Below are 24,938 nucleotides of genomic sequence, written 5' to 3'. Positions count from 1 at the left end.
CCCGCTCCGGGTATCAGCCAAACTGGGCGGCGAGCCATTTTTCCAGCCAGTGGATGTTGTAATCGCCGTGCTGGATGTCGGGCTCGGCCAGCAGCGCGTGGAACAGCGGCACGGTCGTGTCGATCCCGTCCACGATCAGTTCGCCCAGCGCGCGATGGAGGCGAGCCAGCGCCTCGGGCCGGTCGCGCCCGTGCACGATCAGCTTGCCGATCAGGCTGTCGTAATAGGGCGGGATCGAATAGCCGCCATAGAGCGCCGAATCCATCCGCACGCCGAGGCCGCCGGGCGCGTGAAAGACTCGGACCTTGCCGGGGCAGGGCGAGAAGTTCGGCAGCTTCTCGGCGTTGATCCGCACCTCGATCGCGTGGCCGTTGATCTCGAGCGCGTCCTGGTCGAAGGACATCGGCAGGCCGGCCGCCACCCGGATCTGCTCGCGCACCAGATCGACGCCGAAGATCGCCTCGGTCACCGGATGTTCGACCTGAAGCCGGGTGTTCATCTCGATGAAGTAGAACTCGCCATCCTCGTAGAGGAATTCGATCGTGCCCGCGCCGATATAGTTGATCCGGCCCACGGCCTCGGCGCAGATCTTGCCGATCCGGGCGCGCATCTCGGGGGTGATGACCGGGCCGGGGGCTTCCTCGAACACCTTCTGGTGGCGGCGCTGCAGCGAGCAGTCGCGCTCGCCCAGATGGACCGCGCGGCCCTTGCCGTCGCCGAAGACCTGGATCTCGATGTGCCGCGGCCGCTGGAGATACTTCTCCATGTAGACTTCGTCGTTGCCGAAGGCGGCCTTGGCCTCGGAGCGGGCGGTGCGGAAGGCGACCTCCAGCTCTTCCTCGTTGCGCGCCACCTTCATGCCGCGCCCGCCGCCGCCGGCGGTGGCCTTGATGATGACCGGGAAGCCGATCGCACGGGCCGTGGCAATCGCCGTCTCGTAGTCGGGCACGCCGCCGTCCGAACCGGGCACGCAGGGCACGCCGAGCGCCTTCATCGTGTCCTTGGCGGTGATCTTGTCGCCCATGATGCGGATATGGTCCGCGGTGGGGCCGATGAACTCGATCCCGTGGTCCTGCAGGGCCTGGGCGAAGGCCGCGTTTTCCGACAGGAAGCCGTAGCCGGGATGGACCGCCTCGGCGCCGGTGATCTCGCAGGCCGAGATGATCGAGGCCTTGTTGAGGTAGCTTTCCGCGGACGAGGCCGGGCCGATGCAGACGCTTTCATCGGCCATGCGGACGTGCATGGCGTCGGCATCCGCGGTGGAATGGACGGCGACCGACTTGATCCCCATCTCCTGGCAGGCGCGGATCACGCGCAAGGCGATCTCGCCGCGGTTGGCGATCAGGATCTTTTCGAACATCGCCGCCTCACTCGATGATCATGAGGGGCGCGCCGTATTCGACGGCCGTGCCATCCGACACGAGAACGCGCTTGACCGTGCCCGCCCGCGGCGCCGGGATGTGGTTCATGGTCTTCATCGCCTCGATGATCAGGACCGTCTGGCCCTCGGCCACGGTGGCGCCCACGGTGACGAAGGGCGTGGCGCCCGGCTCGGGGGCGAGATAGGCGGTGCCCACCATCGGCGAGGTGACGGCGCCCGGATGCTGGGCCGGATCCTCGATGGCGGCGGCAGCGGCCGGCGCCGAGGACATGACCGGGGCGGCCATGGGGGCCGCCGCCATCATCGGAGCCGCCACCTGCGTCGTCACGATGTTGGCCTGCTTGACCACCCGAACCTCGAGGCTGTCATCCTCGCCATATTCGCGCTTCACCGAGAGTTCCGTCAGCTCGTTGCTGTTCAGCAGCTCGGCAAGGGCCTGGATGAAGGCGACATCGGCCTCGGTATTGTTCTTGCTCATGACGTCCTCGGATTGGCTTGCTGCCGGATGGGGAAGGGCCCGCGGCCCATACCCGGCGCGCGGTTTCGCAGGCTTATACGCAATGGGCGCGGGGGAGAAAAGCGCCAGTTCGTCGCGAGAAGGCGAGCCCGTGCCGCTTTTTCGGGCGCCCGCGGCGGTTCCCCGCGCGGCAGGGCCGTCGGGCGGCGCCCCGGATTATTTATCGTTTGGTAAAAAATCAGACCCGTGTCAGCCTTGCTCCACAAACAACAACCCAGGGAGGGTGCGACCTTGACCATGAGCCAGCTTACGCCCGGCGTCGTGCCGGGGCGTCTGCCAGCGGAAGCCTACTGTCGGAACTTCGCCGATGTGGAGCCGCCGCTCGACCGCCATGAGGCGAAGGTGGCGGCGGACCGATGCTACTTCTGCCACGACGCGCCCTGCGTCACCGCCTGCCCGACGGCGATAGACATTCCGCTCTTCATCCGCCAGATCGCGACCGGCACGCCCGAGGCCGCGGCGCGGACGATCTTCAACCAGAACATCCTGGGCGGCATGTGCGCCCGCGTCTGCCCGACCGAGCAGCTCTGCGAGGAGGTCTGCGTGCGCGAGGTGGCCGAGGGCAAGCCGGTCGAGATCGCCCGTCTCCAGCGCCACGCCACCGACACGCTGATGGCGAAGAACGTCCATCCCTTCCAGCGCGCCGCGCCCACGGGCAAGAGGGTTGCGGTGGTGGGCGCGGGGCCGGCAGGTCTTGCCGCCGCGCACCGGCTGGCGATGCTGGGCCACGAGGTCACGATCTTCGACGCCCGCCCCAAGCCCGGCGGCCTGAATGAATATGGCATCGCCAGCTACAAGACGCCGGGCAACTTCGCGCAGGCCGAGGTGGACTGGCTGCTGATGATCGGGGGGATCACGCTCCGAACCGGGCAGGCGCTCGGGCGCGACATCACCCTCGAGGGGCTGCGGACCGAATTCGACGCGGTGTTCCTCGGGATGGGGCTCTCGGGCGTCAATGCGCTCCGGGCCGAGGGCGAGGAGCGCGACAATGTCCATCCGGCCGTGGATTTCATCGCCGCCCTGCGCCAGGCCGAGGATCTGTCGGCCCTGCCCATCGGGCGTGATGTGGTGGTGATCGGCGGCGGCATGACCGCCATTGACGCGGCGGTGCAGTCGAAGCTGCTGGGTGCCGAAACTGTGACCATCGTCTATCGCCGCGGGCAGGAGCGGATGAGCGCCTCGCGCCACGAACAGGACCATGCCACCTCGCACGGGGTCCGCATCATCTGCAACGCGGCGCCGGTGAAGGTGCATGGCAACGGCGCCGTGCGCGAGGTGGAGTTCGCCTATACCGAGGACGGGCCCGGCGGGCTGAAGCTTCTGTCCGAGACCTTCCGGCTCAAGGCGGACCAGCTTTTCAAGGCGATCGGCCAGACGCTGGGCGAGGTGCCCGAGGGGATCGCGCTTCAGGGCGGCAAGATCGCGGTGGATGCCGCGGGGCGCACCAGCCTTGGGGGCGTCTGGGCCGGCGGCGACTGCGCCACCGGCGGCGAGGATCTGACCGTGACCGCGGTGGCCCAAGGCCGGGACGCGGCCATGGACATCCATGCCGAGCTGGTCGGATCATGAGCGCGCCTTGCAAGCGTCAGGGCTTCGGGCTAGGCCTTCGGCCGGTCAGAAGCGGAGAGGCGGATGGACGGCATCGTCGAGACGATCGTGGACTTCATCCGCGACAACAGCGCCTGGGCGCTCTGGATCGCGATGATCTTCGCGGCGGCCGAGACGACGGCCTTCCTGTCGATCCTCATCCCCTCCACCGCGATCCTGTTCGGGGTGGGCGCCCTGGTCGCGACCGGAGGGCTCGACTTCACGCCGATCTGGATCGGGGCGAGCATCGGCGCCATGATGGGGTCGTTCTTCTCCTTCTGGCTCGGCTGGCGCTTCGGGCCCCGGGCGCTCGAGATGCGGCCGATGCGCGACCATCGCGCGCTGATCCATCGCGGGACCGACGCGTTCTCGCGGTGGGGCACGCTGGCGGTGCTCATCGGCCATTTCTTCGGTCCGCTGCGGGCGGTGGTCTTCGTGCTGGCCGGTGTCTCGCGCCTGAGCTTCTGGAAATTCGCGCCGGTCAACGTCGTGGGCTGCATCGCCTGGGCCTGGGCCACGCCCAAGTCCGGCGAGATCGGCGGCAACGTCCTGGGCTATCTCTGGAACCTCGTCACGGGCGGCTGACCCTTTCCGCCCGTTCCATGGCACCCGTTCAGGCCGCACCGCGGCCCGTTCCCCGTTTCTGAGGAGCATCCCATGGCCAATCTTCAATCCGACTTCATCGGAATCCGGTCGCCCAACCCGTTCTGGCTGGCCTCGGCGCCGCCCACCGACAAGGAATACAACGTCCGCCGCGCCTTCGAGGCCGGCTGGGGCGGTGTGGTCTGGAAGACGCTGGGCAGCGAAGGCCCGCCCGTCGTCAACGTGAACGGCCCCCGCTACGGCGCGATCTGGGGCGCCGACCGCCGGCTTCTGGGCCTGAACAACATCGAACTCATCACCGACCGCCCGCTCGAGGTGAACCTGCGCGAGATCAAGTCGGTCAAGCGCGACTACCCGGACCGGGCGCTGGTCATCTCGCTGATGGTGCCCTGCGACGAGGACTCGTGGAAGGACATCCTCGCCCGGATCGAGGATACCGAGGCCGACGGGGTGGAGCTGAACTTCGGCTGCCCGCATGGCATGGCCGAACGCGGCATGGGCTCGGCCGTGGGGCAGGTGCCGGAGTATATCGAGATGGTCACGCGCTGGGTGAAGAAGCACAGCCGCATGCCCTGCATCGTGAAGCTGACGCCCAACGTCACCGACATCCGCAAGCCCGCGGAGGCCGCGAAGCGGGGCGGGGCGGATGCGGTGAGCCTGATCAACACGATCAACTCGATCACCGGCGTGGATATCGACGCCTTCGCGCCGATGCCCATGATCGACGGCAAGGGCACCCACGGCGGCTATTGCGGCCCCGCCGTGAAACCCATCGCGCTGAACATGGTGGCCGAGATCACCCGCAACCCCGAGACTCACGGCCTGCCGATCTCGGGCATCGGCGGCGTCACCACCTGGCGCGACGCGGTGGAGTTCATGCTGCTTGGCGCGGGCAACGTGCAGGTCTGCACCGCGGTGATGACCTACGGCTTCCGCATCGTGGAGGAGATGATCTCGGGCCTCTCGGACTACATGGACGCCAAGGGGTTTGAGACGACCGCGGATCTGGTGGGACGCGCGGTGCCCAACGTCACCGACTGGCAGTATCTGAACCTCAACTACGTTACCAAGGCACAGATCGACCAGGATCTCTGCATCAAGTGCGGCCGCTGCTACGCCGCCTGCGAGGACACGAGCCACCAGGCCATCGCCATGTCGCCCGACCGCATCTTCAGCGTGAAGGACGAGGAATGCGTGGCCTGCAACCTCTGCGTGGATGTCTGCCCGGTCGAGAACTGCATCACCATGCGCGAACTGCCGAAGGGCGAGGTCGATCCGCGCACGGGTCGGACGGTGGGCGACTATGCCAACTGGCTCAGTCACCCCAACAACCCCTCGGTGCGCGAAGCGGCCGAATGACGGGCGCCGGCCTCAGACGGCCAGAAGGCGCCTGAACAAGGTCTCGAGATAGAGCCCGGCCTCGGGGAAGGGGTCGGGCTCGCCCTCTCCCAGCACCGTCCGCACCTGCATCTCGAAATCGGCGTAATGCTGGGTCATGGCCCAGATCGAGAAGATCAGATGCACCGGATGCAGGCGCGCGATCCGCCCCTCGTCCATCCAGCGGGTCAGGACGGCGGCCTTGTCCGCCACCAAGTCCTTGAGGTCGGTCTCGATCACAGCACGCATCCGGGGCGCGCCCTGCAGGATCTCGTTGGCAAACAGCCGGCTCTCGCGCGGAAAATCGCGCGACAGTTCCAGCTTGCGCCGGACATAGCCGAGGATCTCGGCCACCGGGTCGCCCGCGGGGTTCATCGCCTTCAGCGGATCGAGCCAGGTCTCGAGCAGCCGCGACAGCAGGGCCACATGGATCGCCTCTTTCGACGGAAAGTAATAAAGCAGGTTCGGCTTCGACAGGCCGGCGGCCTCGGCGATCTGGTCGAGCGTGGCCCCGCGGAACCCGTGGGCCGAAAAGACCTCGAGCGCGGCCTCGAAGATCGCCTCGGAGTTGCGCCGCTGGATGCGCGTCTGCCGCGGGCTGGTCATGAACGGGGGACTTGGCGGGCAGGGGACATGGGGCGGCACTCCTTCTCGCAGGGATCCTAGTCCGGCCTTGACCGTTTGGTCAAATCTCTGCGCCCGGCCGGAAGATCCGCAGGACAGCTGTGGCATGATGGTGACCCCCCACGGCGCGGGCGGCGCCCCGAGGCCGTCAGATCGCGCCGATGCCGCGCAGGATGATCTCCTTGACGCTTTCGGTGGCGGCGGCCCACTCCTCGTCCGAGAGCGGACGCCCGTCGTTCAGGGTCTGGATCTGATGCCCGAAGTCCGCGTAATGCTGGGTGGTCGCCCAGACCATGTAAAGCAGGTGGCGGGGATCGACCGGCCGCATCCGCCCGTCCGCGATCCAGCGGCGGATCGCCAGTGCGCGGCCTTCGGTCCATTCGCGCAACGTGGTCTCGAGGTAGTCCTGGATCACCGGCGCGCCGTGCATCACCTCGGAGGCCCAGACCTTCGAGCCGAACGGGTGGCGGCGCGAGATTTCCATCTTGGCGTCGATATAGGCACCGATGCCCCGCACAGGGCAATCCGCCGTATCAAGCGCCTCGGCCGCCCGAAGCCAGATCCCGAAGATATCCTCGACGACGCGGCGGTAGAGCGCCTCCTTGGTGGGGAAGTAATAGTGCAGATTGGCTTTCGGCAGCCCCGCCATATCGGCGATGAGCTGCATGGTCGCGCCTCCAAACCCGGCCTCGGCAAAGACTTTTTCAGCGGCGATCAGGATCGCCCTCTCGGTCTCGCGGCGGGTTTCCTCGCGTTTCGAGGGACGGGCGGTTTCGGGCATGGCTCCGAGATATTCATTGACCGGTTGGTCAGGTTATGGTGCGCTTCGATCTGACCGGATGGTCGAAGAAAGAGCAACAGAAGAGTCGGGGCGCGCGCGCCGGAGTTCCTGCCGCGACCCCGGACAGGGAGAACAGCATGGCCGACACGGTGGCCGCGGGTGAGAACCTGCGCATCAATGGTGAGCGTCTGTGGGACAGCCTGATGGAGATGGCGAAGATCGGCCCCGGCATCGCCGGCGGCAACAATCGCCAGACGCTGACCGACGCCGATGCCGAGGGGCGCGCGCTCTTCGCCCGCTGGTGCGAGGAGGCGGGCTGCACCCTGGGCGTGGACGAGATGGGCACGATGTTCGCCACCCGCGCCGGCACCGACCCCGAGGCGCTGCCGGTCTATGTCGGAAGCCACCTCGACACCCAGCCCACGGGCGGCAAGTATGACGGCGTTCTGGGGGTTCTGGGCGCGCTCGAGGTGGTGCGGTCGATGAACGACCTCGGCATCCGCACCAAACATCCGATCGTCGTGACCAACTGGACCAACGAGGAGGGTGCGCGGTTCGCCCCGGCGATGCTGGCCTCGGGCGTCTTTGCGGGGGTCCATACGCTCGACTACGCCTATGCGCGCCGCGATCTCGAGGGGCGCAGCTTCGGCGAGGAACTGGCGCGGATCGGCTGGAAGGGCGAGGAGCCGGTGGGTGCGCGAAAGATGCACGCCTATTACGAGTTGCACATCGAGCAGGGCCCGATCCTCGAGGCCGAGGGCAAGCAGATTGGCGTGGTGACCCATTGCCAGGGCCTCTGGTGGCTTGAATTCACCCTGACGGGGCGCGAGGCGCATACCGGCTCGACCCCGATGGGGATGCGCACCAACGCGGGCCTCGCCATGGCCCGGATCTTCGAGATGGTGCAGGAGGTGGCGATGGCCGCCCAGCCGGGCGCCGTGGGCGGCGTGGGGCAGGTGACCTTCTCGCCCAACTCGCGCAACGTGCTGCCGGGCAAGGTGGTCTTCACCGTGGACATCCGCTCGCCCGACCAGGCCAAGCTCGACGGGATGCGGGCCGAGATCGAGGCCCGCGCGGCCGACATCTGCGCCGAGCTGGGCGTGGGCTGCTCGGTCGAGCCGGTGGGGCACTTCGACCCCGTGACCTTCGCGCCCGAGCTGGTAGCGCATGTCCGGGCCGCGGCCGAGAAGCTCGGGCTGAGTCACATGGACCTGATCTCGGGCGCGGGCCACGATGCCTGCTGGGCAGCCAAGGTCGCGCCTGCCACGATGGTCATGTGCCCCTGCGTGGGCGGCCTCTCGCACAACGAGGCCGAAGAGATCTCGCCGGAATGGGCCACCGCCGGGACGAACGTGCTGTTTCACGCCGTGCTGGAAACGGCGGGTGTGGTGGGCTGACGCCGGGGGGCTGTCTGCCCCCCGGACCCCCCGAGGATATTTGGGCAGAGTGAAAGGGCGATCGGCGGGAGGTGGCGCCGATTGCCGGAGGCCGGAGCCGACGGCCGCGGGCCAAGGAGAGGGATCATGAGCACAGTCATCAAGAACGGAACGATCGTCACGGCGGACCTGACCTATCAGGCGGATGTGCTGATCGAAGGCGGCGTCATCACCGCCATCGGGCCGGACCTGAAGGGCGACGAGGTGCTGGATGCGACCGGCTGCTACGTCATGCCGGGCGGGATCGATCCGCATACCCATCTCGAGATGCCCTTCATGGGCACCTATTCCTCGGACGATTTCGAAAGCGGCACGCGAGCGGCGCTGGCGGGCGGCACGACGATGGTGGTGGATTTCGCGCTGCCCGCGCCCGGTCAGGGGCTGCTCGATGCGCTGGCGATGTGGCACAACAAGTCGGGCCGGGCGAACTGCGACTATTCCTACCACATGGCGATCACCTGGTGGGGCGAGCAGGTCTTCGACGAGATGAAGGCCGTGGTCGATCAGGGCATCACCTCGTTCAAGCACTTCATGGCCTACAAGGGCGCGCTGATGGTGAACGACGACGAGCTGTTCGCCAGCTTCCGCCGCTGCGCCGATCTGGGCGCGCTGGCGATGGTCCATGCCGAGAACGGCGACGTGGTGGCCGAGCTGTCGGCGCGGCTGCTGGCCGAGGGCAACCGCGGACCGGAGGCGCATGCCTATTCCCGTCCCCCGCAGGTCGAGGGCGAGGCCACGAACCGCGCCATCATGATTGCCGACATGGCGGGTGTGCCGCTCTATGTCGTCCATACCTCCTGCGAGGAGGCGCACGAGGCGATCCGGCGGGCCCGGATGCTGGGCAAGCGCGTCTGGGGCGAACCGCTGATCCAGCACCTGACGCTGGACGAGAGCGAGTATTTCCATCCCGACTGGGACCATGCCGCGCGCCGGGTGATGAGCCCGCCCTTCCGCAGCAAGAGCCATCAGGACAGCCTGTGGGCGGGGCTTCAGTCGGGCTCGCTGTCGGTCGTGGCGACCGATCACTGCGCCTTCACGACGGAGCAGAAGCGCTTCGGCCTGAACGATTTCACGAAGATCCCGAACGGCACCGGCGGGCTCGAGGACCGGATGCCGATGCTCTGGACGCATGGGGTGAACACCGGGCGTCTCACGCCGAACGAATTTGTCGCCGTAACCTCCACGAATATCGCGAAGATCCTGAACTGCTACCCGAAGAAGGGAGCGGTTCTGGTGGGGGCGGATGCCGATCTGGTGGTCTGGGACCCCGCGAAGACCAAGGTGATTTCGGCCGGATCGCAGCAGTCGGCGATCGACTACAACGTGTTCGAGGGGAAAGAGGTCAAGGGCCTGCCGCGCTACACGCTGAGCCGCGGGCACGTGGCTGTCGCGGATGGGGACATCCGCACGCAGGAAGGCCACGGCCAGTTCGTCGCGCGCGAGCCGCGGCCGGCGGTGAACCGTGCGCTTTCGGCCTGGAAGGAACTGACGGCGCCGCGGCCGGTCGAGCGGTCGGGCATCCCGGCGACGGGGGTGTGATGTCGGACGCTGCGACCGGCCGGCCCGTGATCGACGCGCGGAAGGTGGGCCTGACCTTCGAGACGGCGGACGGCCCGGTCCATGCGCTGAAGGACGTGAACCTGTCCGTGATGAAGGGCGACTTCGTGTCCTTCATCGGCCCCTCGGGCTGCGGCAAGACCACCCTCCTGCGCGCCATCGCGGCGCTGGAACATCCCACCGAGGGCGATCTGCGCGTCAATGGCATGACGCCGGATGAGGCAAGGAAGAGAAGGGCTTACGGCTATGTCTTCCAGGCTGCGGGGCTTTATCCGTGGCGCACCATCGCCGGCAACATCCGCCTGCCGCTGGAGATCATGGGCTTCAGCCGTGCCGAGCAGGAGCGGCGCGTGAAGGACGTACTGCAACTGGTTGAACTGGAAGGGTTCGGCAAGAAGTATCCCTGGCAGCTGTCGGGGGGGATGCAGCAGCGCGCCTCGATCGCGCGGGCGCTGGCCTTCGATGCCGACATCCTCTTGATGGACGAGCCCTTCGGCGCGCTGGACGAGATCGTGCGCGACCGTCTGAACGAGGCGCTGCTGAAGCTCTGGGCGCAGACCGGCAAGACCATCGGCTTCGTGACCCATTCGATCCCCGAGGCGGTCTATCTGTCGACGAAGATCGTGGTCATGTCGCCCCGCCCGGGCCGGATCACCGACGTGATCGAGAGCCCCCTGCCGCGCGAGCGTCCGCTCGACATCCGCGACAGCGCCGAATTCATCGCCATCGCCCACCGTGTCCGCGAGGGCCTGCGCGCGGGGCACTCCTATGACGATTGAGGCGCGCGCATGAGGTCCATCCTGCCGGTCCTGACGGTCGTCGCGGTGATCGTTGCGCTCTGGTATGCCGCGGCGGTCGCCATGAACGCGACATGGGTGCGCGATCAGGCGGCGCGCGCGGGCACCGAGGTGAGTTTCGTGGAACTTGTCCCCCGCACGCTGGCGCTGGATCGCCCGGTGCTGCCGGCCCCGCATCAGGTGGCCAAGGGCCTGTGGGACGGGTGGGCCGGGCAGGCGATCACCTCGCGGCGCAGCCTTGTCTATCACGCCTGGATCACGCTGTCGGCCACGCTGGTGGGCTTTGGCATCGGCACGGGGCTTGGCATCCTGCTGGCGGTGGGCATCATCCACAACCGTGCAATGGACCAGAGCGTGATGCCCTGGGCCATTGCCAGCCAGACCATCCCGATCCTCGCCATCGCGCCGATGATCATCGTGGTGATGAACTCGATCGGGGTCTCGGGGCTGCTGCCGAAGGCGATCATCTCGGCCTATCTCAGCTTCTTCCCGGTCGTGGTCGGCATGGTGACGGGCCTGCGCAGCCCCGACCGGATGCAGCTGGACCTGCTCTCGACCTACAACGCCAGCCGCGGTCAGACCTTCTGGAAACTGCGGCTGCCGGCCTCGATGCCCTACCTCTTCGCCTCGCTGAAGGTGGGGATCGCGGCCAGCCTCGTCGGCGCCATCGTGGGCGAGCTGCCGACCGGCGCGGTCGCGGGCCTTGGCGCGCGGCTCCTGCAGGGCAGCTATTACGGGCAGACCATCCAGATCTGGGCCGCGCTCTTCACCGCCGCCATCGTCGCGGCGGCGCTGGTGGGGATCGTGGGGGCGGTGCAGGCCGTGGTGCTCAAGCGGATGGGGATGGCGCGATGAACCTCGTCCTTCTCGCGCTGGTCTTCTGGGTCGCCACGCTGGCGCTGAACATCCGCATCTCGCATTCGCGCGTTTCCGAGACGCGGGCCGGGCGGCTGGTGGTGCCGGCGATCTTCGGCCTGACCGTGCTGGTGGTGTGGGAGCTGATGGTGCGCGGCCTTCAGGTCTCGCCCATCATCCTGCCGCCGCCGACCGCCATCGGGGCGCGGATCTCGACAAGCCTGCCGATCCTTTGGGGCGATTTCGTCCAGACCTTCGTCAAGGGCGCGCTGACCGGCTGGCTGATCGGCTGCGGCGCGGCGGTGCTGACCGCCATCGCCATCGACCGCTCGCCCTTCCTTCAGCGGGGCCTCATGCCGGTGGGCAACTTCGTGGCGGCGCTGCCCATCGTGGGGATCGCGCCGATCCTGGTGATGTGGTTTGGCTTTGACTGGCAGTCGAAGGCGGCGGTGGTGGTGGTGATGGTCTTCTTCCCGGTGCTGGTGAACACGGTGGCGGGCCTCGCCGCGACCGAGGCCATGCAGCGCGACCTGATGAAGACCTATTCGGCCAGCTACGCCCAGACACTCCTGAAGCTGCGCCTGCCGGCCGCCATGCCCTTCATCTTCAACGGGCTGAAGATCGCCACCACGCTGGCGCTGATCGGGGCCATCGTTGCCGAGTTTTTCGGCAGCCCCATCCGCGGCATGGGCTTTCGCATCTCGACCGAGGTGGGCCGGCTCGGCCTCGACATGGTCTGGGCCGAGATAACGGTTGCCGCACTGGCGGGCTCGGCCTTCTATGGGGTGGTGGCGCTGGTCGAGCGGGGGGTGACCTTCTGGCACCCGTCCCAGAGACGTCAACGATAGCCCGAACGGGCTCAACACGGAGGTAAGGATGAAAGGACTTCTGACCGGAGCGGCGCTTCTCGCGCTCGCCGCGGGAACGGCCTCGGCCGAGGATGTGACGCTGCAGCTGAAATGGGTGACGCAGGCCCAGTTCGCGGGCTACTACGTCGCCAAGGACCAGGGCTTCTACGAGGAAGAGGGGCTGAACGTCACGATCAAGCCGGGCGGGCCCGACATCGCGCCGGTGCAGGTGCTGCTGGGCGGGGGCGCCGACGTGATGGTGGACTGGATGCCCTCGGCCTTGGCCGCGCGCGAGCAGGGGGCCGACATCGTCAACATCGCCCAGCCCTTCAAGTCGTCGGGCATGATGCTGACTTGCCTCAAGGATTCCGGCGTGGCGAGCCCCGAGGACTTCAAGGGCAAGACGCTGGGCGTCTGGTTCGGCGGCAACGAATATCCGTTCCTGAACTGGATGTCGAAGCTGGGCCTGCCCACCGACGGCTCGCCCGAGGGGGTGACGGTGCTGAAGCAGGGCTTCAACGTCGATCCGCTCTTGCAGAAGCAGGCGGCCTGCATCTCGACCATGACCTACAACGAATACTGGCAGGTGATCGACGCGGGCCTTTCGCCCGACGACCTCGTGACCTTCAAGTATGAGGATCAGGGCGTGGCGACGCTCGAGGACGGGCTTTACGTCATGGCGCCCAAGCTGCAGGACCCCGCCTTCGTCGAGACGATGGCCAAGTTCGTGCGCGCCTCGATGAAGGGCTGGAAATGGGCCGAGGAGAACCCCGACGACGCCGCGATGATCGTGCTGGAGAATGACGACACCGGCGCGCAGACGGAAGAGCACCAGAAGCGGATGATGGGCGAGATCGCCAAGCTCACGGCGGGCTCGAACGGCGCGCTGGACGAGGCCGACTACCAGCGCACCGTCGAGGCGCTGCTCGGCGGCGGCTCGGACCCGGTGATCTCGAAGGAGCCCGAGGGCGCCTGGACCGCAGAGGTCAGCGACAAGGCGCTGAACTGACGGCAGCCCGCGGGGCGCGCACAGGCGGCGCGCCCTTGCCGCAGCCTCCGGCTCCGATCCCGTATCGCGGGATCGGGGCCTTGTCCTCGGCGGCCCCAGCCCCCAAGCTGAGGGTTCGCGACAGGAGGCCTCAGAACGATGACCGACACCCGGGCCAGAAGGCGGTTCCGCTCGCAGGAGTGGTTCGACAATCCCGACAACCCCGGCATGACCGCGCTCTATGTCGAGCGATACCAGAACCAGGGGTTCACGCGGCGCGAATTGCAGGGCGACCGGCCGATCATCGGCATCGCGCAATCGGGGTCGGACCTCGCACCCTGCAACAAGATCCACCTGTTCCTGGCCGACCGGGTCAAGGCGGGGATCCGCGACGCGGGCGGGGTACCGATGGAGTTTCCCGTCCATCCGATCCAGGAGACCGGGCGGCGCCCGACGGCGGCGCTCGACCGCAACCTGGCCTATCTGGGTCTGGTCGAGGTGCTGCACGGCTATCCGATCGACGGGGTGGTGCTGACCACGGGTTGCGACAAGACCACGCCCGCGCAGCTGATGGCGGCGGCCACGGTGGACATTCCCGCGATCGTCCTCTCGGGCGGGCCGATGCTGGACGGCTGGTGGGAGGGCAAGCTCGCCGGGTCGGGCACGATCATCTGGGAGAGCCGCCGGCTCCTGGCCGAGGGCGAGATCGACTATGCCGAGTTCATGGAGCGCGCCTGCGCCTCGGCCCCCTCGCTCGGCCATTGCAACACGATGGGCACCGCCTCGACGCTGAACGCGCTGGCCGAGGCGCTCGGCATGTCGCTGCCGGGTTGCTCGGCCATTCCCGCGCCGTTCCGCGAGCGGATGAACATGGCCTATGCCACGGGGCGGCGGATCGTCGAGATGGTGCTCGAGGATCTCAAGCCCTCGGACATCCTCACCCGCAGGGCCTTCGAGAACGCCATCCGGGTCAATTCGGCGATCGGCGGCTCGACCAACGCGCCGCCGCACCTGCAGGCCATCGCGCGCCATGTCGGGGTCGAGCTTGCGGTGCAGGACTGGCAGGAGGTCGGGTTCGACGTGCCGCTGCTGGTGAACATGCAGCCCGCGGGCGAGTATCTGGGCGAGAGCTTCTTTCGCGCGGGCGGGGTTCCGGCCGTGATGGGAGAGTTGATCGCCGCGGGGCTTCTGCATGAGGATGCGCTGACGGTCACCGGGCAAAGCGTGGGCCACAACCTCCGGGGCGAGCGCAGCCGCGACCGGCGCGTGATCCGCCCCGTCGATGAGCCGCTGCGCGAAAAGGCCGGATTTCTTGTGCTTTCGGGCAATCTCTTCGAGTCGGCTCTGATGAAGACCTCGGTGATCTCGGCCGAATTCCGGCACCGCTTCCTCGCACGACCGGGACAGGAGGGCATCCACGAGGCCCGCGCCGTGGTCTTCGAGGGGCCCGAGGATTATCACGCCCGCATCAACGACCCCGCGTTGGGGATCGACGAGACGACGATCCTCTTCATCCGCGGCGTGGGCTGCATCGGCTACCCCGGATCGGCCGAGGTGGTGAACATGCAGCCGCCCGACGCGCTGCTGCGCGAGGGCGTCACGCATCTGCCGACGGTGGGCGACGGGCGGCAGTCGGGCACCTCGGAAAGCCCCTCGATCCTCAACGCCTCACCCGAGGCGGTGGCCGGCGGCGGTCTTGCGCTTCTGCGGACCGGCGACCGGGTGCGGCTCGACCTCAACCGCTGTCGGCTCGACGCGCTGGTGGACGAGGCCGAATGGGAGGCGCGGCGGGCCGCATGGCAGCCGCCCGAGCTGCACAACCAGACCCCGTGGCAGGAGATCTATCGCCGCCTCTCGGGGCAGCTGGCCGACGGGGGCTGCATCGAGCTGGCCACCGCCTACCGCCGCGTGGCGCGCGATCTTCCGCGGGACAACCACTGAAACAGCGGGTTACACGGCGAGGTTCATGTTCCGCATGAACCTCGCCCTGCGCGCCAAAGGCGCCGCGTTCAGGCGACGGGGGTCAGCAGTGGCTCGCCGGTCAGGAAGGCGCGGATGTTGGCGCGTTGCAGCTCTCCCATCGCGCGGCGCGTCTCGACCGTGCCCGAGCCCTGGTGCGGTTGCAGCAGCACGTTGGGCAGCGACAGGAACCTCGGGTCGATGTCGGGCTCGTTGCGGAAGACGTCGAGCGCCGCCCCGATCCGCCCGGCCTCCAGCGCCTCGATGAGGGCGGCCTCGTCCACCGTCGTGCCGCGCGAGATGTTCACCAGCACCGCGTCCTGCGGCATGCAGGCGATGACCTCGGCCGAGACGTAGTTTTCGGTGGCCGCTCCGCCGACCAGGGCCACCACCAGCCAGTCCACCTCGGCCGCCAGCCCCTCGGGGGTGGCGTGAAAGATCCAGCCGGCGGGCACCTCCTTGGCGCTGCGCGAATGGTAGTGGATCTCCATGCCGAAGGCCACGAGGCGATCAGCGATGACCCGCCCGATGCGCCCCAGCCCCATGATGCCGGCCCGCCCGCCCGAGAACTTGCGGTTCAGCGGAAAGTCCTCCTTTGGCCACCGCCCGTCGCGCACGAAGCGGTCTCCGTCCGGGATGCGGCGGCAGAGGGCGAGCATCATGGCCAGCGCCGTATCGGCCACGTCGTCGTTCAGAACATCGGGCGTGTTGGTCACGCGGATTCCGCGGGCGCGGGCGGCCTCAAGGTCGATGGCGTCGTAGCCCACGCCAAAGTTCGCGATCACCCCGAGGGATGGCAACAGGTCCATCGTCTCGGCCCCGAAGGGCGTGCCGCCCTTGTAGGCCACCGCGATGGCCTCGTGCCGGAGAGAGGGATCGAGGTCGGCCAGATCCGCAAGCCGCGCGACCGTGGTGAGGGCAAAGCTCTGCGCCATCGCCTCGCTGTCCCATTCGGGGTAGGAGCCCACTGCGATCACCCGTTGCCGTTTCATCCCGTCTCCTTTCGGTCCGTTGCCTGCGGCCCCGGGGGCCGCGGCGAAAGGCTGGCATATCACGAACGGATCGGCCAGCCTGCCGAGCATCATCCCGTCTCAGCCAGAAGTTCCTCTTGCGCGCCCTTCGATCAGCCGGCCCTTTTGCGCCGGCAAGGCTTGTTCTCGCATCGGGAATGCTCTTTGCTGAGGCCGAACAGGAAGCGGAGGAGACCATGGGCTCAGGCCGGCTGACCGGAAAGCGCGCGCTGGTCACGGCGGCGGGTCAGGGGATCGGCAGGGCCTCGGCCCTCGTCATGGCGCGCGAAGGGGCGCGGGTGCTGGCGACCGACGTGAACGCGGCCGCACTCGAAAGCCTCGCCGCCGAGGGGCTGGAGGTGCGCCGTCTGGACGTGCGCGATCCGGCCTTGATCGCAGACGCCGTCGAGGCGGCGGGGCCGCTCGACGTGCTCTTCAACTGCGCGGGATTCGTCGCCTCGGGCACGATCCTCGACTGCGACGAGGAGAGCTGGGAGTTCTCGGTCGGGTTGAACCTGACGGGCATGTATCGCATGTGCCGCGCCTTCCTGCCCGGCATGATCGCGGGCGGCGGCGGGTCGATCATCAACATGGCCTCGGTCGTCTCGGCGGCCATCGCAGCCCCGAACCGCTTCGTCTATGGCACCACCAAGGCGGGCGTCGTGGGGCTGACCAAATCCATCGCGGCCGACTTCATCGGTCAGGGCATCCGCTGCAACGCGATCTGCCCCGGCACGGTCGAGAGCCCCTCGCTCGAAGAGCGGCTCCGCGCGACCGGCGACTACGAGGCCGCGCGGCGCGCCTTCGTGGCGCGCCAGCCCATCGGCCGCATCGGCCGCCCCGAGGAGATCGCGGCGCTCGTCGTCTATCTCGCCTCGGACGAATCCGCCTACACCACCGGGGTCGCCCACGTCATCGACGGGGGCTGGTCCAATATCTGAGGAGACACCATGAAACTGCTGCGCCATGGGCCCGCCGGGGCCGAACGACCCGGGCTCGTCTGGACCGACGGCACCATCCGCGACCTCTCGGGCATCGTGCCGGACGTGGCGGGCGACGTCCTGTCGGACGAGGGGCTGGCCGGGCTGCGCGGGATCGACGGCGCGGGCCTGCCGGTCGTGGCCGAAGATGCGCGCCTCGGCCCCTGCGTGGGCGGGATCGGCAAGTTCATCTGCATCGGCCTGAACTATTCCGACCATGCGGCCGAGACCGGCGCGCAGGTCCCGCCCGAGCCGATCATCTTCATGAAGGCCAATTCGGCGATCTGCGGTCCGAACGATCCGATCATCATTCCGCGCGGGTCGGTCAAGACCGACTGGGAGGTGGAGCTGGCCGTCATCATCGGGCGGAAGGCCAAGTATGTCTCCGAGGCCGAGGCGCTGAACCATGTCGCGGGCTATGCGGTGGCCAACGATGTCTCCGAGCGGGCCTTTCAGGCCGAGCGGTCGGGCCAGTGGACCAAGGGCAAGAGCTGCGACAACTTCGGCCAGCTTGGGCCCTGGCTCGTGACGCGGGACGAGGTGGCCGATCCGCAGGACCTGTCGCTCTGGCTGTCGGTGAACGGGCAGAAGATGCAGGACGGCACGACGCGGACGATGGTCTATGGCGTGGCCTTTCTGGTCAGCTACCTCTCGCAGTTCATGACGCTGCATCCGGGCGACGTGATCTCGACCGGGACGCCTCCGGGGGTGGGGCTGGGGATGAAGCCGCCCCGGTTCCTGAAGGCGGGCGACGTGGTCGAGCTGGGTGTCGAGGGGCTGGGCCGGCAGCGGCAGGACGTGATCGCCGACGCCTGAGCGCGCCGCATCGGGGCCGGCAATGCCCGGCCCCCACGGCGATGCGAGGCGGGGTTGAAAAGCCCTGTGCTTCCCCCGGATAATACAGGATGATCCTGTAAAGCCGGGAGGGACGGACCATGCCGATGACGGCGCTCACGGGCAGCCGGGTGCGCGAGCGGCGCCTGCAGCTGGGGCTCCGGCAGGCCGATCTCGCGCGGTCGGCGGGGATCTCGGCCTCGTATCTCAACCTGATCGAGCACAACCGCCGCCGGATCGGCGACGAGGTGCTGGGGCGTCTGGCGCGGGCGCTGAAGATCGAGGCCCAGACGCTCTCGGCCGGGGCCGAGGGGGTGCTGGTCGAGGATCTGCGCGCCGCGGCCGCGTCGGGCGGCGACGAGCAGCCCGAACTGGACCGGGTCGAGGATTTCGTCGGCCGCTTTCCGGGCTGGGCGCGGATGCTGGCCACGCAGCACCGGAGGCTGGGCCTGCTCGAGCGCACCGTCACCGCGCTGAACGACCGCCTGACCCACGACACCCACCTCAGCCAGGCGCTGCACGAGGTGCTGTCGGCGGTGAGCGCGGTGCGCTCGACCGCGGCGATCCTGGCCGAGACCGAGGACATCGACCCGGACTGGCGGGCGCGTTTCCACGCCAACATCCACACCGACAGCGAGCGGCTGGCGGTGGGGGCCGAGGCGCTGGTGGCCTATCTCGATGCCGCTGCCGAGGACGAGGAGCAGGGCCTCGCCGCGCCGCAGGAGGAGGTGGAGGGCTGGCTTGCCGCCCGCGGCTGGCATCTGGCCGAGCTGGAGGAGCCGGGCGGCCGGGCGCTGCTCGAGCCGGAACTCGAGGGGCTGGCGTCGGCGGCGGGCCGGGCGATGGCGCGCGACTGGATCCTGCGCGCCGAGGCGGATGCGGCGGCGATGCCGCTCGATGCCTTCCGCGCCGCGATCCGCTCGGAGGGCGATCCGCTGCTGGTGGCCCGCCGCTTCGGCGTGGGGGTTCTTGCCGTCTTCCGGCGGATGGCGACGCTGCCGGGCGCGCTGGCGGGCCTCGTGATCTGCGACGGATCGGGCACGCTGGTCTTCCGCAAGCCGCCCGAGGGGTTCCTGCTGCCGCGGTTCGGCGCCGCCTGTCCGCTCTGGCCGCTCTTCGAGGCGCTGGCCCATCCGATGAGCCCGGTCGAGGCGGTGATCGAGCCCGCGGCCCGCGCCCGCCGCTCCTACCGCGCCCGAGCCTTCTGCGAGCCGCGCCATCCGGCGGGCTTTTCGGGGCCCGAACTGCGCGAGGCGGGTATGCTGATCGAGCCGGCGGTGCCCGACCCGTCGTTCGAGCCGCGCCCCGTGGGAACCTCGTGCCGGATCTGTCCGCGCGCGGGATGCCCCGCCCGGCGCGAGCCCTCGATCCTGCTGGAAGGGTCGTGACGGGGCGGTTTCCGGCGGCGCAGGGGGCGTGATCGGCGACCTCCCGCTTTGACAGCAACGCGTCTAGCATCGTAAGTTGACACGGGGCGGGGAGGCTCCGGGTGCGGGTTGCGGGGGAATGTTGCATGACGGCGCATGTGCTGCTGATCGAGGACGAGCCGAACATTGCCGAAGCGATCCGGTTCATCCTGATGCGCGACGGGTTGAAGGTCTCGACCCATTCCGGTGGCGCGGACGCGATCGAAGCGGTGCGAAGCACGCAGCCCGACCTTCTGATCCTCGACCTGATGCTGCCCGGCATGAGCGGCTTTGACATCCTCTCGGCGCTGCGGGCCGATCCCCAGACCGAGGATCTGCCGGTGCTGATGCTGACGGCCAAGGGGCAGGTGCGCGACCGGGCCGCCGCCGAACGGGCCGGGGTGGATGCCTTCATGTCGAAGCCTTTTTCCAACACCGAGATGCTGGCGTCGGTCCGGGCGCTGGTGCCGCGATGAGCCGCCGGCGCTCGCCGCTGTTTCTCGCGCGGCGATCCTACCGCAAAAGGCGGCTGCGGGATGCGGCGCGGATGCTGCCGGTGCTGGGCGCCTTCCTGTTCCTGCTGCCGATCCTGTGGGAGCCCGCCGCCACCGACCGCCGCGACACGGCGCCGGACGGGATCTATCTCTTCGCGATCTGGGCGCTGTTGATCCTGGCGGCCGCGGTCATGGCGCGGGGCCTGCGGGCCGAGCCGCGCGAGGATGGCGCGGGCGATGAGGGCGCCGGCGGAGGCGGGGCGGACTGATGCCGTTCGACATCCTCGTCCTGGCCTGCCTCTGCTACGTGATCCTTCTGTTCCTCGTGGCCTTCCTCGTCGAGCGCCGCTCGGTGGGCGAGGCGCTGCCCTGGCTGCGCTCGCCGCTGGTCTATACGCTCTCGCTCTCGATCTACTGCACCGCCTGGACCTTCTACGGCGCAGTGGGCTACGCCGCGCGTTCGGGGCTGGAATATCTGACCATCTATCTCGGGCCGACGCTGGTCTTCGTGGGCTGGTGGTGGGTGCTGCGCAAGCTGGTGCGGATCGGGCGACAGCAGCGCGTGACCTCGATCGCCGACCTGATCTCGTCGCGCTATGGCAAGTCGAACCTGCTCGGGGTTCTGGTGACGCTGCTCTGCGTGGTGGCCGCCACGCCCTACATCGCGCTCCAGCTTCAGTCCGTCACGCTGAGCTTCAGCGTCTTTGCCAGCGGCCCGCACGAGGGCTGGCAGATGCCCGACCACGACAGCACCTCGGTCTGGGTGGCGGCGGGGCTGGCGCTCTTCACCATCCTGTTCGGCACCCGCAAGCTCGACGCCAACGAGCAGCACACCGGCATCGTCACCGCCATCGCGGTCGAGGGCGTCGTCAAGCTCGTGGCGCTGGTGGCGGTAGGGGCCTTCGTGGTCTGGGGGGTGGCCGACGGCCCCGCCGACGTGATCGCGCGCATCGACCGCTCGGTCATCGCCGACTGGGATCTGGTGCCGTCTCGCTGGGCCGGTCTGACCATGCTCTCGGCCGCGGCGGTGATCTGCCTGCCGCGGATGTTCCAGGTTCTGGTGGTCGAGACCCGGGACGAGCGCCACCTCGCCACGGCAAGCTGGGCCTTCCCGCTCTACATGTTCCTCATGAGCCTCTTCGTCGTGCCGATCGCGGTCGTGGGGCTCGAGATCATGCCCGAGGGGGCGAACCCCGACCTCTTCGTGCTGACGGTGCCGCTCGATCAGGGGCAGGGTGGGCTCGCGATGCTCGCCTTCCTCGGCGGCTTCTCGTCGGCCACCGCCATGGTGATCGTGGCCGCGGTGGCGCTGGCCACGATGGTCTCGAACCACATCGTCATGCCGCTCTGGCTGTCGCTCCGGGCGACGCCGGGGGTGGCGGGGGACGTGCGGGGCATCGTGCTGCTCGCCCGGCGGATCTCGATCGCGGGCGTGCTGGGGCTGGGCTATGGCTATTACCGCCTGTCGGGCGGGTCGAGTGCGCTGGCCACCATCGGGCTGATCTCCTTCGTGGGGGTGGCGCAGATGCTGCCCGCGATGCTCGGCGGGATCTTCTGGCGCGGCGCCACCCGCACCGGCGCCCTCTGGGGGCTGACGCTGGGCTTTGCGGTCTGGGCCTATACGCTCTTCCTGCCTTCCTTCGGACCCGACGCCGTGATCCCCGCGCGCATGCTGCTCGAGGGCCCGTTCGGCATCGCGTGGCTGCGGCCGCAGGCGCTGTTCGGGGTCGAGGGGATGGACCCGCTGATCCATGCGATGTTCTGGTCGCTGGTGCTGAACGGCACCGTCTTCTGCGCCGCCTCGCTGGTGAGCTTTCCGCGCCCGCTCGAGCGGTTGCAGGGCGCGGCCTTCGTCAATGTGTTCGAGACCGGAAACCGCGGCCCGCAGGGCTGGGCGGAGGGCAAGGCCGAGGCCGAGGAACTGCTGGTGATGGCCCAGCGCATCCTCGGCGAGGAGGAGGCGCTGGCGCTCTTCCAGTCCGAGGCGCGGTTGCAGGGCAAGGAGGGCTACCTGCCCGACCCGATCCCCGCCTTCGTCGAGCGGCTCGAGCGGCGGCTTGCGGGCTCGGTCGGCGCGGCCACGGCCCACGCGATGCTGGCCCAGCTGGCGGGCCGGGCGGCGGTGTCGGTCGAGGATCTGATGGCGGTGGCCAACGAAACCGCCCAGATCATGGAATATTCCGCACGCCTCGAGGCGCAGCAGGAGGAACTGACCCGCACCGCGCGCCAGCTGCGCGAGGCCAACGACAAGCTCACGCGCCTGTCGGTGCAGAAGGACGCCTTCCTCAGCCAGATCAGCCACGAGCTGCGCACGCCCATGACCTCGATCCGGGCCTTCTCCGAGATCCTGATGGAGGGCGACCTTCCGCCCGAGATGGCCGCGCGCCACGCCCGGATCATCCACGAAGAGGCGATCCGTCTGACCCGGCTGCTCGACGACCTGCTCGACCTGTCGGTGCTCGAGAACGGATCGGTGCAGCTGAACCTCGGGCTCGCCAATCTTCAGCAGATGATCGACCGCGCGCTGCAGGCCGCGGCCCACACACGGCCCGAGCGCAGCTTCACCATCCAGCGTGATCCGGCGGCCGAGAACATCTTCCTCTACACCGACAGCGACCGGCTGGCGCAGGTCTTCATCAACCTGATCTCGAACGCGCGCAAATATTGCGATGCGGCCCATCCCGAGCTGCGGATCTCGGTCCGCCAGAAGGGCGGGCGGGTGACGGTGGATTTCGCCGACAACGGCTCGGGCATCTCGAAGGAGAGCCAGGAGCTGATCTTCGAGAAGTTCGCCCGTCTGTCGGACCAGACGCGGGCCGGGGGCGCGGGCCTCGGCCTTGCCATCTGCCGCGAGGTGATGGCCAACCTTGGCGGCACGATCACCTATCTGCCGGGGCAGGGCGGGGCCGCCTTCCGCGTGACGCTGCCGCTGCGCCTGCAACGCGCGGCCTGAGGGCGCGCGGACGTCAACCCTTTCTCAACCCTGCCATGCCAGAAGGACGGAAGGCGGTTGCGGGACAGGGCTGTGGCGGAAAGCGTGCTCAGGCGAAAGATCGAGGCAAAGGCCCGGCCGGTGGTGGCGCAGGTCACGGGGGCCGAGCGCGCCCTGCGCCTGTCGCTGGCGCGCGCGGCGCGGGATGCCTTCGCGCTGGCGCTCGATGTGGCGGGGCTTTCGTCCGCGCGCCGCTCGCTGGCCGAACTGCTCGAGATGCCGGAAGAACGCTCGCTCTACGCCATCGTCGAGGGGCCGGGGGAAGGTCTTGGCCTTGTCGCCCTGTCGCCGCCCGTCCTGTCGGCGCTGATCGAGGTGCAGACCATCGGCCGCGTCAGCGCGCTGGCCCCGGCCAGCCGCAAGCCCACACGCACGGATGCGGCCATGGTGTCGGGCTTCATCGACCAGACGCTTGCGGAACTGGAGTTCCTTCTGGCCGAGGATGAGGACCGGATCTGGGCCGGCGGCTTTCGCTATGCCTCGTTTCTCGACGATCCACGGCCGCTCGGGCTGCTGCTCGAGGATTGCGCCTATCGTGTCCTGACGGTGAATGTGGATCTGGCGCTTGGCGCCAAATCGGGCCCGCTGCTTCTTGCGCTGCCGGCCGAGGGGCGGGGCGAGCCGCCCCTTCGGCCCGAGACGCCCGAGGAGGCCGCGGCCCTGGTCTCGGATTTCGGCATGGCGCTGGCAGATCAGGTGATGGGCGCGGAATGCCTGCTTGACGCCGTGCTCGCCCGCGTCACCCTCCCGCTCGGGACCGTGATGGGCTGGCAGGTCGGGGACGTGGTGGACCTCTCCAAGGCCACGCTCGAGGATGTGGCCTTCGTCGCTCTCGACGGGCGTCAGGTGGCCGAGGGGCGGCTGGGGCAGCATCGCGGGATGCGGGCGATCCGCCTTGCCCCGGCGTCGGCGCCTGCCGCCTCGCCATCGGGCGTGGTGCCCTTCGCCATGACCGGAACCGACGATTAGCTCCCCGTGATCAGGTCCCTTGCTGGGCCAGCCGGTCGATCTCGCGCCGGAACCCTTCCAGCTGGTAGCCGTGCCGGGCCGGCAGGGCGATCAGATCGTCCGTCGGCATCCGGCCCGCGTTCGCCAGCGCCCAGACCACCGAGGAACGGTTGCCCGAGGCGCAATAGGCCAGGACCGGCCCCGTGGCCGCGTCGATGGCCTCGCGCTGCCGGTGCACGTTTTCCAGCGTGATCGCCCCGCCGATCACCGGGTTCTCGACGAAGGTGAACCCCTCCGCCTCGGCCGCCCGGCGCATCTCGGCGGCATGAAGGTCGGCCGGGATCTCGCTGTCCGGCCGGTTGTCGATGATCGTCGTGAAGCCTGCGGCGCGGAGGGCGGCCAGATCCTCGGGCGTGATCTGCGGCGCGACGGCATAGCCATCGGTGAGGGGGCGGAACGTCATGAAGATCCTCTCGAAACGGTGCCTGCGACCATAGCGCCCGGCGCCGGCCGAGGAAAGCCGTCGGCCGCGGGCGGCGCCGTGGGCGCCCCGTTGGGCTTAAATCATTGACCTGCATCAAGGAGGCATCCCGGTCCTTCGCCTAACCTCGCCCCACCACAGGAGGTGCGCCATGATCGACATCGCCAGACGCAAGAGCCAACTCGAGGCCCGGCTTGCCGATCTGGGTGCGCGACTTGAGGGGATCGAGGCAGAGCTCGACTCGCACAACTCCCGCGACTGGGAGGAACTCGCCACCGAGCGCGAGACCGAGGAGGTGCTCGAGAGCATGGGGAACTCGGGACAGCAGGAGATCCGCGCGATCATGGCGGCGCTCGCCCGCATCGAGGCGGATGAATATGGCTACTGCATGAAGTGCGGCGCCCCGATCGGCGACGCCCGGCTGGACGTGCTGCCCTACACGCCGTTCTGCCGCAATTGCGCCGGATGACCGGCGGAGGAGGA

General features: G+C 68.7%; 24 protein-coding genes. 18 read left to right on the top strand and 6 right to left on the bottom strand.

Annotation, left to right across the window (positions count from 1 at the left end; translation table 11 throughout):
* Positions 1–13 precede the first annotated feature (13 nt).
* Positions 14–1,360 (bottom strand): acetyl-CoA carboxylase biotin carboxylase subunit, encoded by a 1,347-nt coding sequence (accC, locus tag FG154_RS07760; protein ID WP_145106267.1) that lies wholly within the window; start codon positions 1,358–1,360, stop codon positions 14–16.
* Between the two features lie 7 nt (positions 1,361–1,367).
* Complete coding sequence (gene accB, locus FG154_RS07755; RefSeq protein ID WP_145106265.1) at positions 1,368–1,859, bottom strand: acetyl-CoA carboxylase biotin carboxyl carrier protein; 492 nt, start codon at positions 1,857–1,859, stop codon at positions 1,368–1,370.
* A 276-nt stretch (positions 1,860–2,135) separates the two neighbouring features.
* On the opposite strand from accB, the gene FG154_RS07750 reads away from it, so the two are divergent.
* From FG154_RS07750 to preA, 3 genes are all read left to right on the top strand, one after another.
* Positions 2,136–3,467 (top strand): NAD(P)-dependent oxidoreductase, encoded by a 1,332-nt coding sequence (locus FG154_RS07750; RefSeq protein WP_186312312.1) that lies wholly within the window; start codon positions 2,136–2,138, stop codon positions 3,465–3,467.
* Positions 3,468–3,530: 63 nt separating this feature from the next.
* Positions 3,531–4,070: a DedA family protein gene (locus FG154_RS07745; RefSeq protein ID WP_145106260.1), complete on the top strand. Its 540-nt coding sequence runs from the start codon at positions 3,531–3,533 to the stop codon at positions 4,068–4,070.
* A 72-nt stretch (positions 4,071–4,142) separates the two neighbouring features.
* Positions 4,143–5,447: an NAD-dependent dihydropyrimidine dehydrogenase subunit PreA gene (gene preA / locus FG154_RS07740; RefSeq protein WP_145106257.1), complete on the top strand. Its 1,305-nt coding sequence runs from the start codon at positions 4,143–4,145 to the stop codon at positions 5,445–5,447.
* A 12-nt stretch (positions 5,448–5,459) separates the two neighbouring features.
* Here preA and FG154_RS07735 read toward each other — a convergent pair whose 3' ends face one another.
* Both FG154_RS07735 and FG154_RS07730 read right to left on the bottom strand, forming a co-directional pair.
* Positions 5,460–6,071 carry a TetR family transcriptional regulator C-terminal domain-containing protein gene (locus FG154_RS07735; RefSeq protein WP_145106255.1) on the bottom strand — a complete coding sequence of 204 codons (612 nt, stop codon included), beginning with the start codon at positions 6,069–6,071 and terminating at the stop codon, positions 5,460–5,462.
* Between the two features lie 166 nt (positions 6,072–6,237).
* Positions 6,238–6,870, bottom strand: a complete 633-nt coding sequence (locus FG154_RS07730) for a TetR/AcrR family transcriptional regulator (protein WP_145106252.1) — start codon at positions 6,868–6,870, stop codon at positions 6,238–6,240.
* Positions 6,871–7,007: 137 nt separating this feature from the next.
* On the opposite strand from FG154_RS07730, the gene FG154_RS07725 reads away from it, so the two are divergent.
* From FG154_RS07725 to FG154_RS07695, 7 genes are all read left to right on the top strand, one after another.
* Entirely contained in the window at positions 7,008–8,267 is a 1,260-nt protein-coding gene (locus tag FG154_RS07725; RefSeq protein ID WP_145106250.1) for a Zn-dependent hydrolase, read from the top strand.
* A gap of 126 nt (positions 8,268–8,393) precedes the next feature.
* Entirely contained in the window at positions 8,394–9,845 is a 1,452-nt protein-coding gene (hydA, locus tag FG154_RS07720; protein WP_145106248.1) for a dihydropyrimidinase, read from the top strand.
* Complete coding sequence (locus tag FG154_RS07715) at positions 9,845–10,642, top strand: ABC transporter ATP-binding protein (protein ID WP_145106245.1); 798 nt, start codon at positions 9,845–9,847, stop codon at positions 10,640–10,642. Before hydA ends, FG154_RS07715 begins: the two co-directional genes overlap by 1 nt.
* Positions 10,643–10,651: 9 nt before the next feature.
* A complete protein-coding gene (locus FG154_RS07710; protein ID WP_145106243.1) occupies positions 10,652–11,515 on the top strand; it encodes an ABC transporter permease in 864 nt (287 codons plus the stop codon).
* Positions 11,512–12,363 carry an ABC transporter permease gene (locus FG154_RS07705; protein WP_145106241.1) on the top strand — a complete coding sequence of 284 codons (852 nt, stop codon included), beginning with the start codon at positions 11,512–11,514 and terminating at the stop codon, positions 12,361–12,363. Before FG154_RS07710 ends, FG154_RS07705 begins: the two co-directional genes overlap by 4 nt.
* A 28-nt stretch (positions 12,364–12,391) precedes the next feature.
* Positions 12,392–13,372: an ABC transporter substrate-binding protein gene (locus FG154_RS07700; protein WP_145106239.1), complete on the top strand. Its 981-nt coding sequence runs from the start codon at positions 12,392–12,394 to the stop codon at positions 13,370–13,372.
* A gap of 138 nt (positions 13,373–13,510) precedes the next feature.
* On the top strand, positions 13,511–15,292 hold the full coding sequence (locus tag FG154_RS07695; protein WP_145106237.1) for an IlvD/Edd family dehydratase: 1,782 nt from the start codon (positions 13,511–13,513) through the stop codon (positions 15,290–15,292).
* Positions 15,293–15,360: 68 nt separating this feature from the next.
* On the opposite strand, the gene FG154_RS07690 is transcribed toward FG154_RS07695, so the two are convergent.
* Positions 15,361–16,302, bottom strand: coding sequence for a 2-hydroxyacid dehydrogenase (locus FG154_RS07690; RefSeq protein WP_145106235.1), 942 nt, complete (start codon positions 16,300–16,302; stop codon positions 15,361–15,363).
* A gap of 215 nt (positions 16,303–16,517) precedes the next feature.
* Between FG154_RS07690 and FG154_RS07685 the strand changes: the two genes are divergently transcribed.
* The 7 genes from FG154_RS07685 (at position 16,518) to FG154_RS07655 (ending at position 23,995) form a co-directional block, all read left to right on the top strand.
* Positions 16,518–17,261, top strand: coding sequence for an SDR family oxidoreductase (locus FG154_RS07685; protein ID WP_145106233.1), 744 nt, complete (start codon positions 16,518–16,520; stop codon positions 17,259–17,261).
* A gap of 9 nt (positions 17,262–17,270) precedes the next feature.
* A complete protein-coding gene (locus FG154_RS07680; RefSeq protein ID WP_145106231.1) occupies positions 17,271–18,116 on the top strand; it encodes a fumarylacetoacetate hydrolase family protein in 846 nt (281 codons plus the stop codon).
* 119 nt (positions 18,117–18,235) lie between these two features.
* Positions 18,236–19,522: a helix-turn-helix domain-containing protein gene (locus tag FG154_RS07675; protein WP_145106228.1), complete on the top strand. Its 1,287-nt coding sequence runs from the start codon at positions 18,236–18,238 to the stop codon at positions 19,520–19,522.
* A gap of 125 nt (positions 19,523–19,647) precedes the next feature.
* The gene (locus FG154_RS07670) at positions 19,648–20,016 is read left to right on the top strand and encodes a response regulator transcription factor (RefSeq protein ID WP_145106226.1); all 369 of its coding nucleotides are present in this window, start codon (positions 19,648–19,650) and stop codon (positions 20,014–20,016) included.
* A complete protein-coding gene (locus tag FG154_RS07665) occupies positions 20,013–20,303 on the top strand; it encodes a hypothetical protein (protein WP_145106223.1) in 291 nt (96 codons plus the stop codon). Before FG154_RS07670 ends, FG154_RS07665 begins: the two co-directional genes overlap by 4 nt.
* The gene (locus tag FG154_RS07660; protein WP_145106221.1) at positions 20,303–22,987 is read left to right on the top strand and encodes a sodium:solute symporter family transporter; all 2,685 of its coding nucleotides are present in this window, start codon (positions 20,303–20,305) and stop codon (positions 22,985–22,987) included. Before FG154_RS07665 ends, FG154_RS07660 begins: the two co-directional genes overlap by 1 nt.
* A 57-nt stretch (positions 22,988–23,044) precedes the next feature.
* Positions 23,045–23,995 carry a FliM/FliN family flagellar motor switch protein gene (locus tag FG154_RS07655; protein ID WP_246100167.1) on the top strand — a complete coding sequence of 317 codons (951 nt, stop codon included), beginning with the start codon at positions 23,045–23,047 and terminating at the stop codon, positions 23,993–23,995.
* A gap of 10 nt (positions 23,996–24,005) precedes the next feature.
* On the opposite strand, the gene FG154_RS07650 is transcribed toward FG154_RS07655, so the two are convergent.
* On the bottom strand, positions 24,006–24,437 hold the full coding sequence (locus FG154_RS07650) for a protein tyrosine phosphatase family protein (protein ID WP_145106218.1): 432 nt from the start codon (positions 24,435–24,437) through the stop codon (positions 24,006–24,008).
* A 169-nt stretch (positions 24,438–24,606) separates the two neighbouring features.
* Between FG154_RS07650 and FG154_RS07645 the strand changes: the two genes are divergently transcribed.
* Positions 24,607–24,924 (top strand): TraR/DksA family transcriptional regulator, encoded by a 318-nt coding sequence (locus tag FG154_RS07645; RefSeq protein ID WP_011908502.1) that lies wholly within the window; start codon positions 24,607–24,609, stop codon positions 24,922–24,924.
* Positions 24,925–24,938: the final 14 nt, after the last annotated feature.

Origin of the sequence: Cereibacter sediminicola, from assembly GCF_007668225.1 — a bacterium.
GTDB classification, from domain to species: Bacteria; Pseudomonadota; Alphaproteobacteria; order Rhodobacterales; family Rhodobacteraceae; genus Cereibacter_A; species Cereibacter_A azotoformans.
The sequence above is the reverse complement of the archived record's forward strand: the minus strand, read 5'-3'. Positions and strand labels throughout refer to the sequence as shown.

Bases quoted from the DNA above. Each gene is read 5' to 3' on its own strand.
- FG154_RS07650 (WP_145106218.1), bottom strand. From the start codon at position 24,437: ATGACGTTCCGCCCCCTCACCGATGGCTATGCCGTCGCGCCGCAGATC.
- FG154_RS07745 (WP_145106260.1), top strand. From the start codon at position 3,531: ATGGACGGCATCGTCGAGACGATCGTGGACTTCATCCGCGACAACAGC.
- FG154_RS07695 (WP_145106237.1), top strand. From the start codon at position 13,511: ATGACCGACACCCGGGCCAGAAGGCGGTTCCGCTCGCAGGAGTGGTTC.
- accC (WP_145106267.1), bottom strand. From the start codon at position 1,360: ATGTTCGAAAAGATCCTGATCGCCAACCGCGGCGAGATCGCCTTGCGC.
- FG154_RS07715 (WP_145106245.1), top strand. From the start codon at position 9,845: ATGTCGGACGCTGCGACCGGCCGGCCCGTGATCGACGCGCGGAAGGTG.
- FG154_RS07690 (WP_145106235.1), bottom strand. From the start codon at position 16,302: ATGAAACGGCAACGGGTGATCGCAGTGGGCTCCTACCCCGAATGGGAC.
- FG154_RS07685 (WP_145106233.1), top strand. From the start codon at position 16,518: ATGGGCTCAGGCCGGCTGACCGGAAAGCGCGCGCTGGTCACGGCGGCG.
- FG154_RS07670 (WP_145106226.1), top strand. From the start codon at position 19,648: ATGACGGCGCATGTGCTGCTGATCGAGGACGAGCCGAACATTGCCGAA.
- FG154_RS07675 (WP_145106228.1), top strand. From the start codon at position 18,236: ATGCCGATGACGGCGCTCACGGGCAGCCGGGTGCGCGAGCGGCGCCTG.
- FG154_RS07705 (WP_145106241.1), top strand. From the start codon at position 11,512: ATGAACCTCGTCCTTCTCGCGCTGGTCTTCTGGGTCGCCACGCTGGCG.
- FG154_RS07725 (WP_145106250.1), top strand. From the start codon at position 7,008: ATGGCCGACACGGTGGCCGCGGGTGAGAACCTGCGCATCAATGGTGAG.
- FG154_RS07680 (WP_145106231.1), top strand. From the start codon at position 17,271: ATGAAACTGCTGCGCCATGGGCCCGCCGGGGCCGAACGACCCGGGCTC.
- preA (WP_145106257.1), top strand. From the start codon at position 4,143: ATGGCCAATCTTCAATCCGACTTCATCGGAATCCGGTCGCCCAACCCG.
- FG154_RS07750 (WP_186312312.1), top strand. From the start codon at position 2,136: ATGAGCCAGCTTACGCCCGGCGTCGTGCCGGGGCGTCTGCCAGCGGAA.
- accB (WP_145106265.1), bottom strand. From the start codon at position 1,859: ATGAGCAAGAACAATACCGAGGCCGATGTCGCCTTCATCCAGGCCCTT.
- FG154_RS07735 (WP_145106255.1), bottom strand. From the start codon at position 6,071: ATGACCAGCCCGCGGCAGACGCGCATCCAGCGGCGCAACTCCGAGGCG.
- FG154_RS07730 (WP_145106252.1), bottom strand. From the start codon at position 6,870: ATGCCCGAAACCGCCCGTCCCTCGAAACGCGAGGAAACCCGCCGCGAG.
- hydA (WP_145106248.1), top strand. From the start codon at position 8,394: ATGAGCACAGTCATCAAGAACGGAACGATCGTCACGGCGGACCTGACC.
- FG154_RS07645 (WP_011908502.1), top strand. From the start codon at position 24,607: ATGATCGACATCGCCAGACGCAAGAGCCAACTCGAGGCCCGGCTTGCC.
- FG154_RS07665 (WP_145106223.1), top strand. From the start codon at position 20,013: ATGAGCCGCCGGCGCTCGCCGCTGTTTCTCGCGCGGCGATCCTACCGC.
- FG154_RS07660 (WP_145106221.1), top strand. From the start codon at position 20,303: ATGCCGTTCGACATCCTCGTCCTGGCCTGCCTCTGCTACGTGATCCTT.
- FG154_RS07710 (WP_145106243.1), top strand. From the start codon at position 10,652: ATGAGGTCCATCCTGCCGGTCCTGACGGTCGTCGCGGTGATCGTTGCG.
- FG154_RS07700 (WP_145106239.1), top strand. From the start codon at position 12,392: ATGAAAGGACTTCTGACCGGAGCGGCGCTTCTCGCGCTCGCCGCGGGA.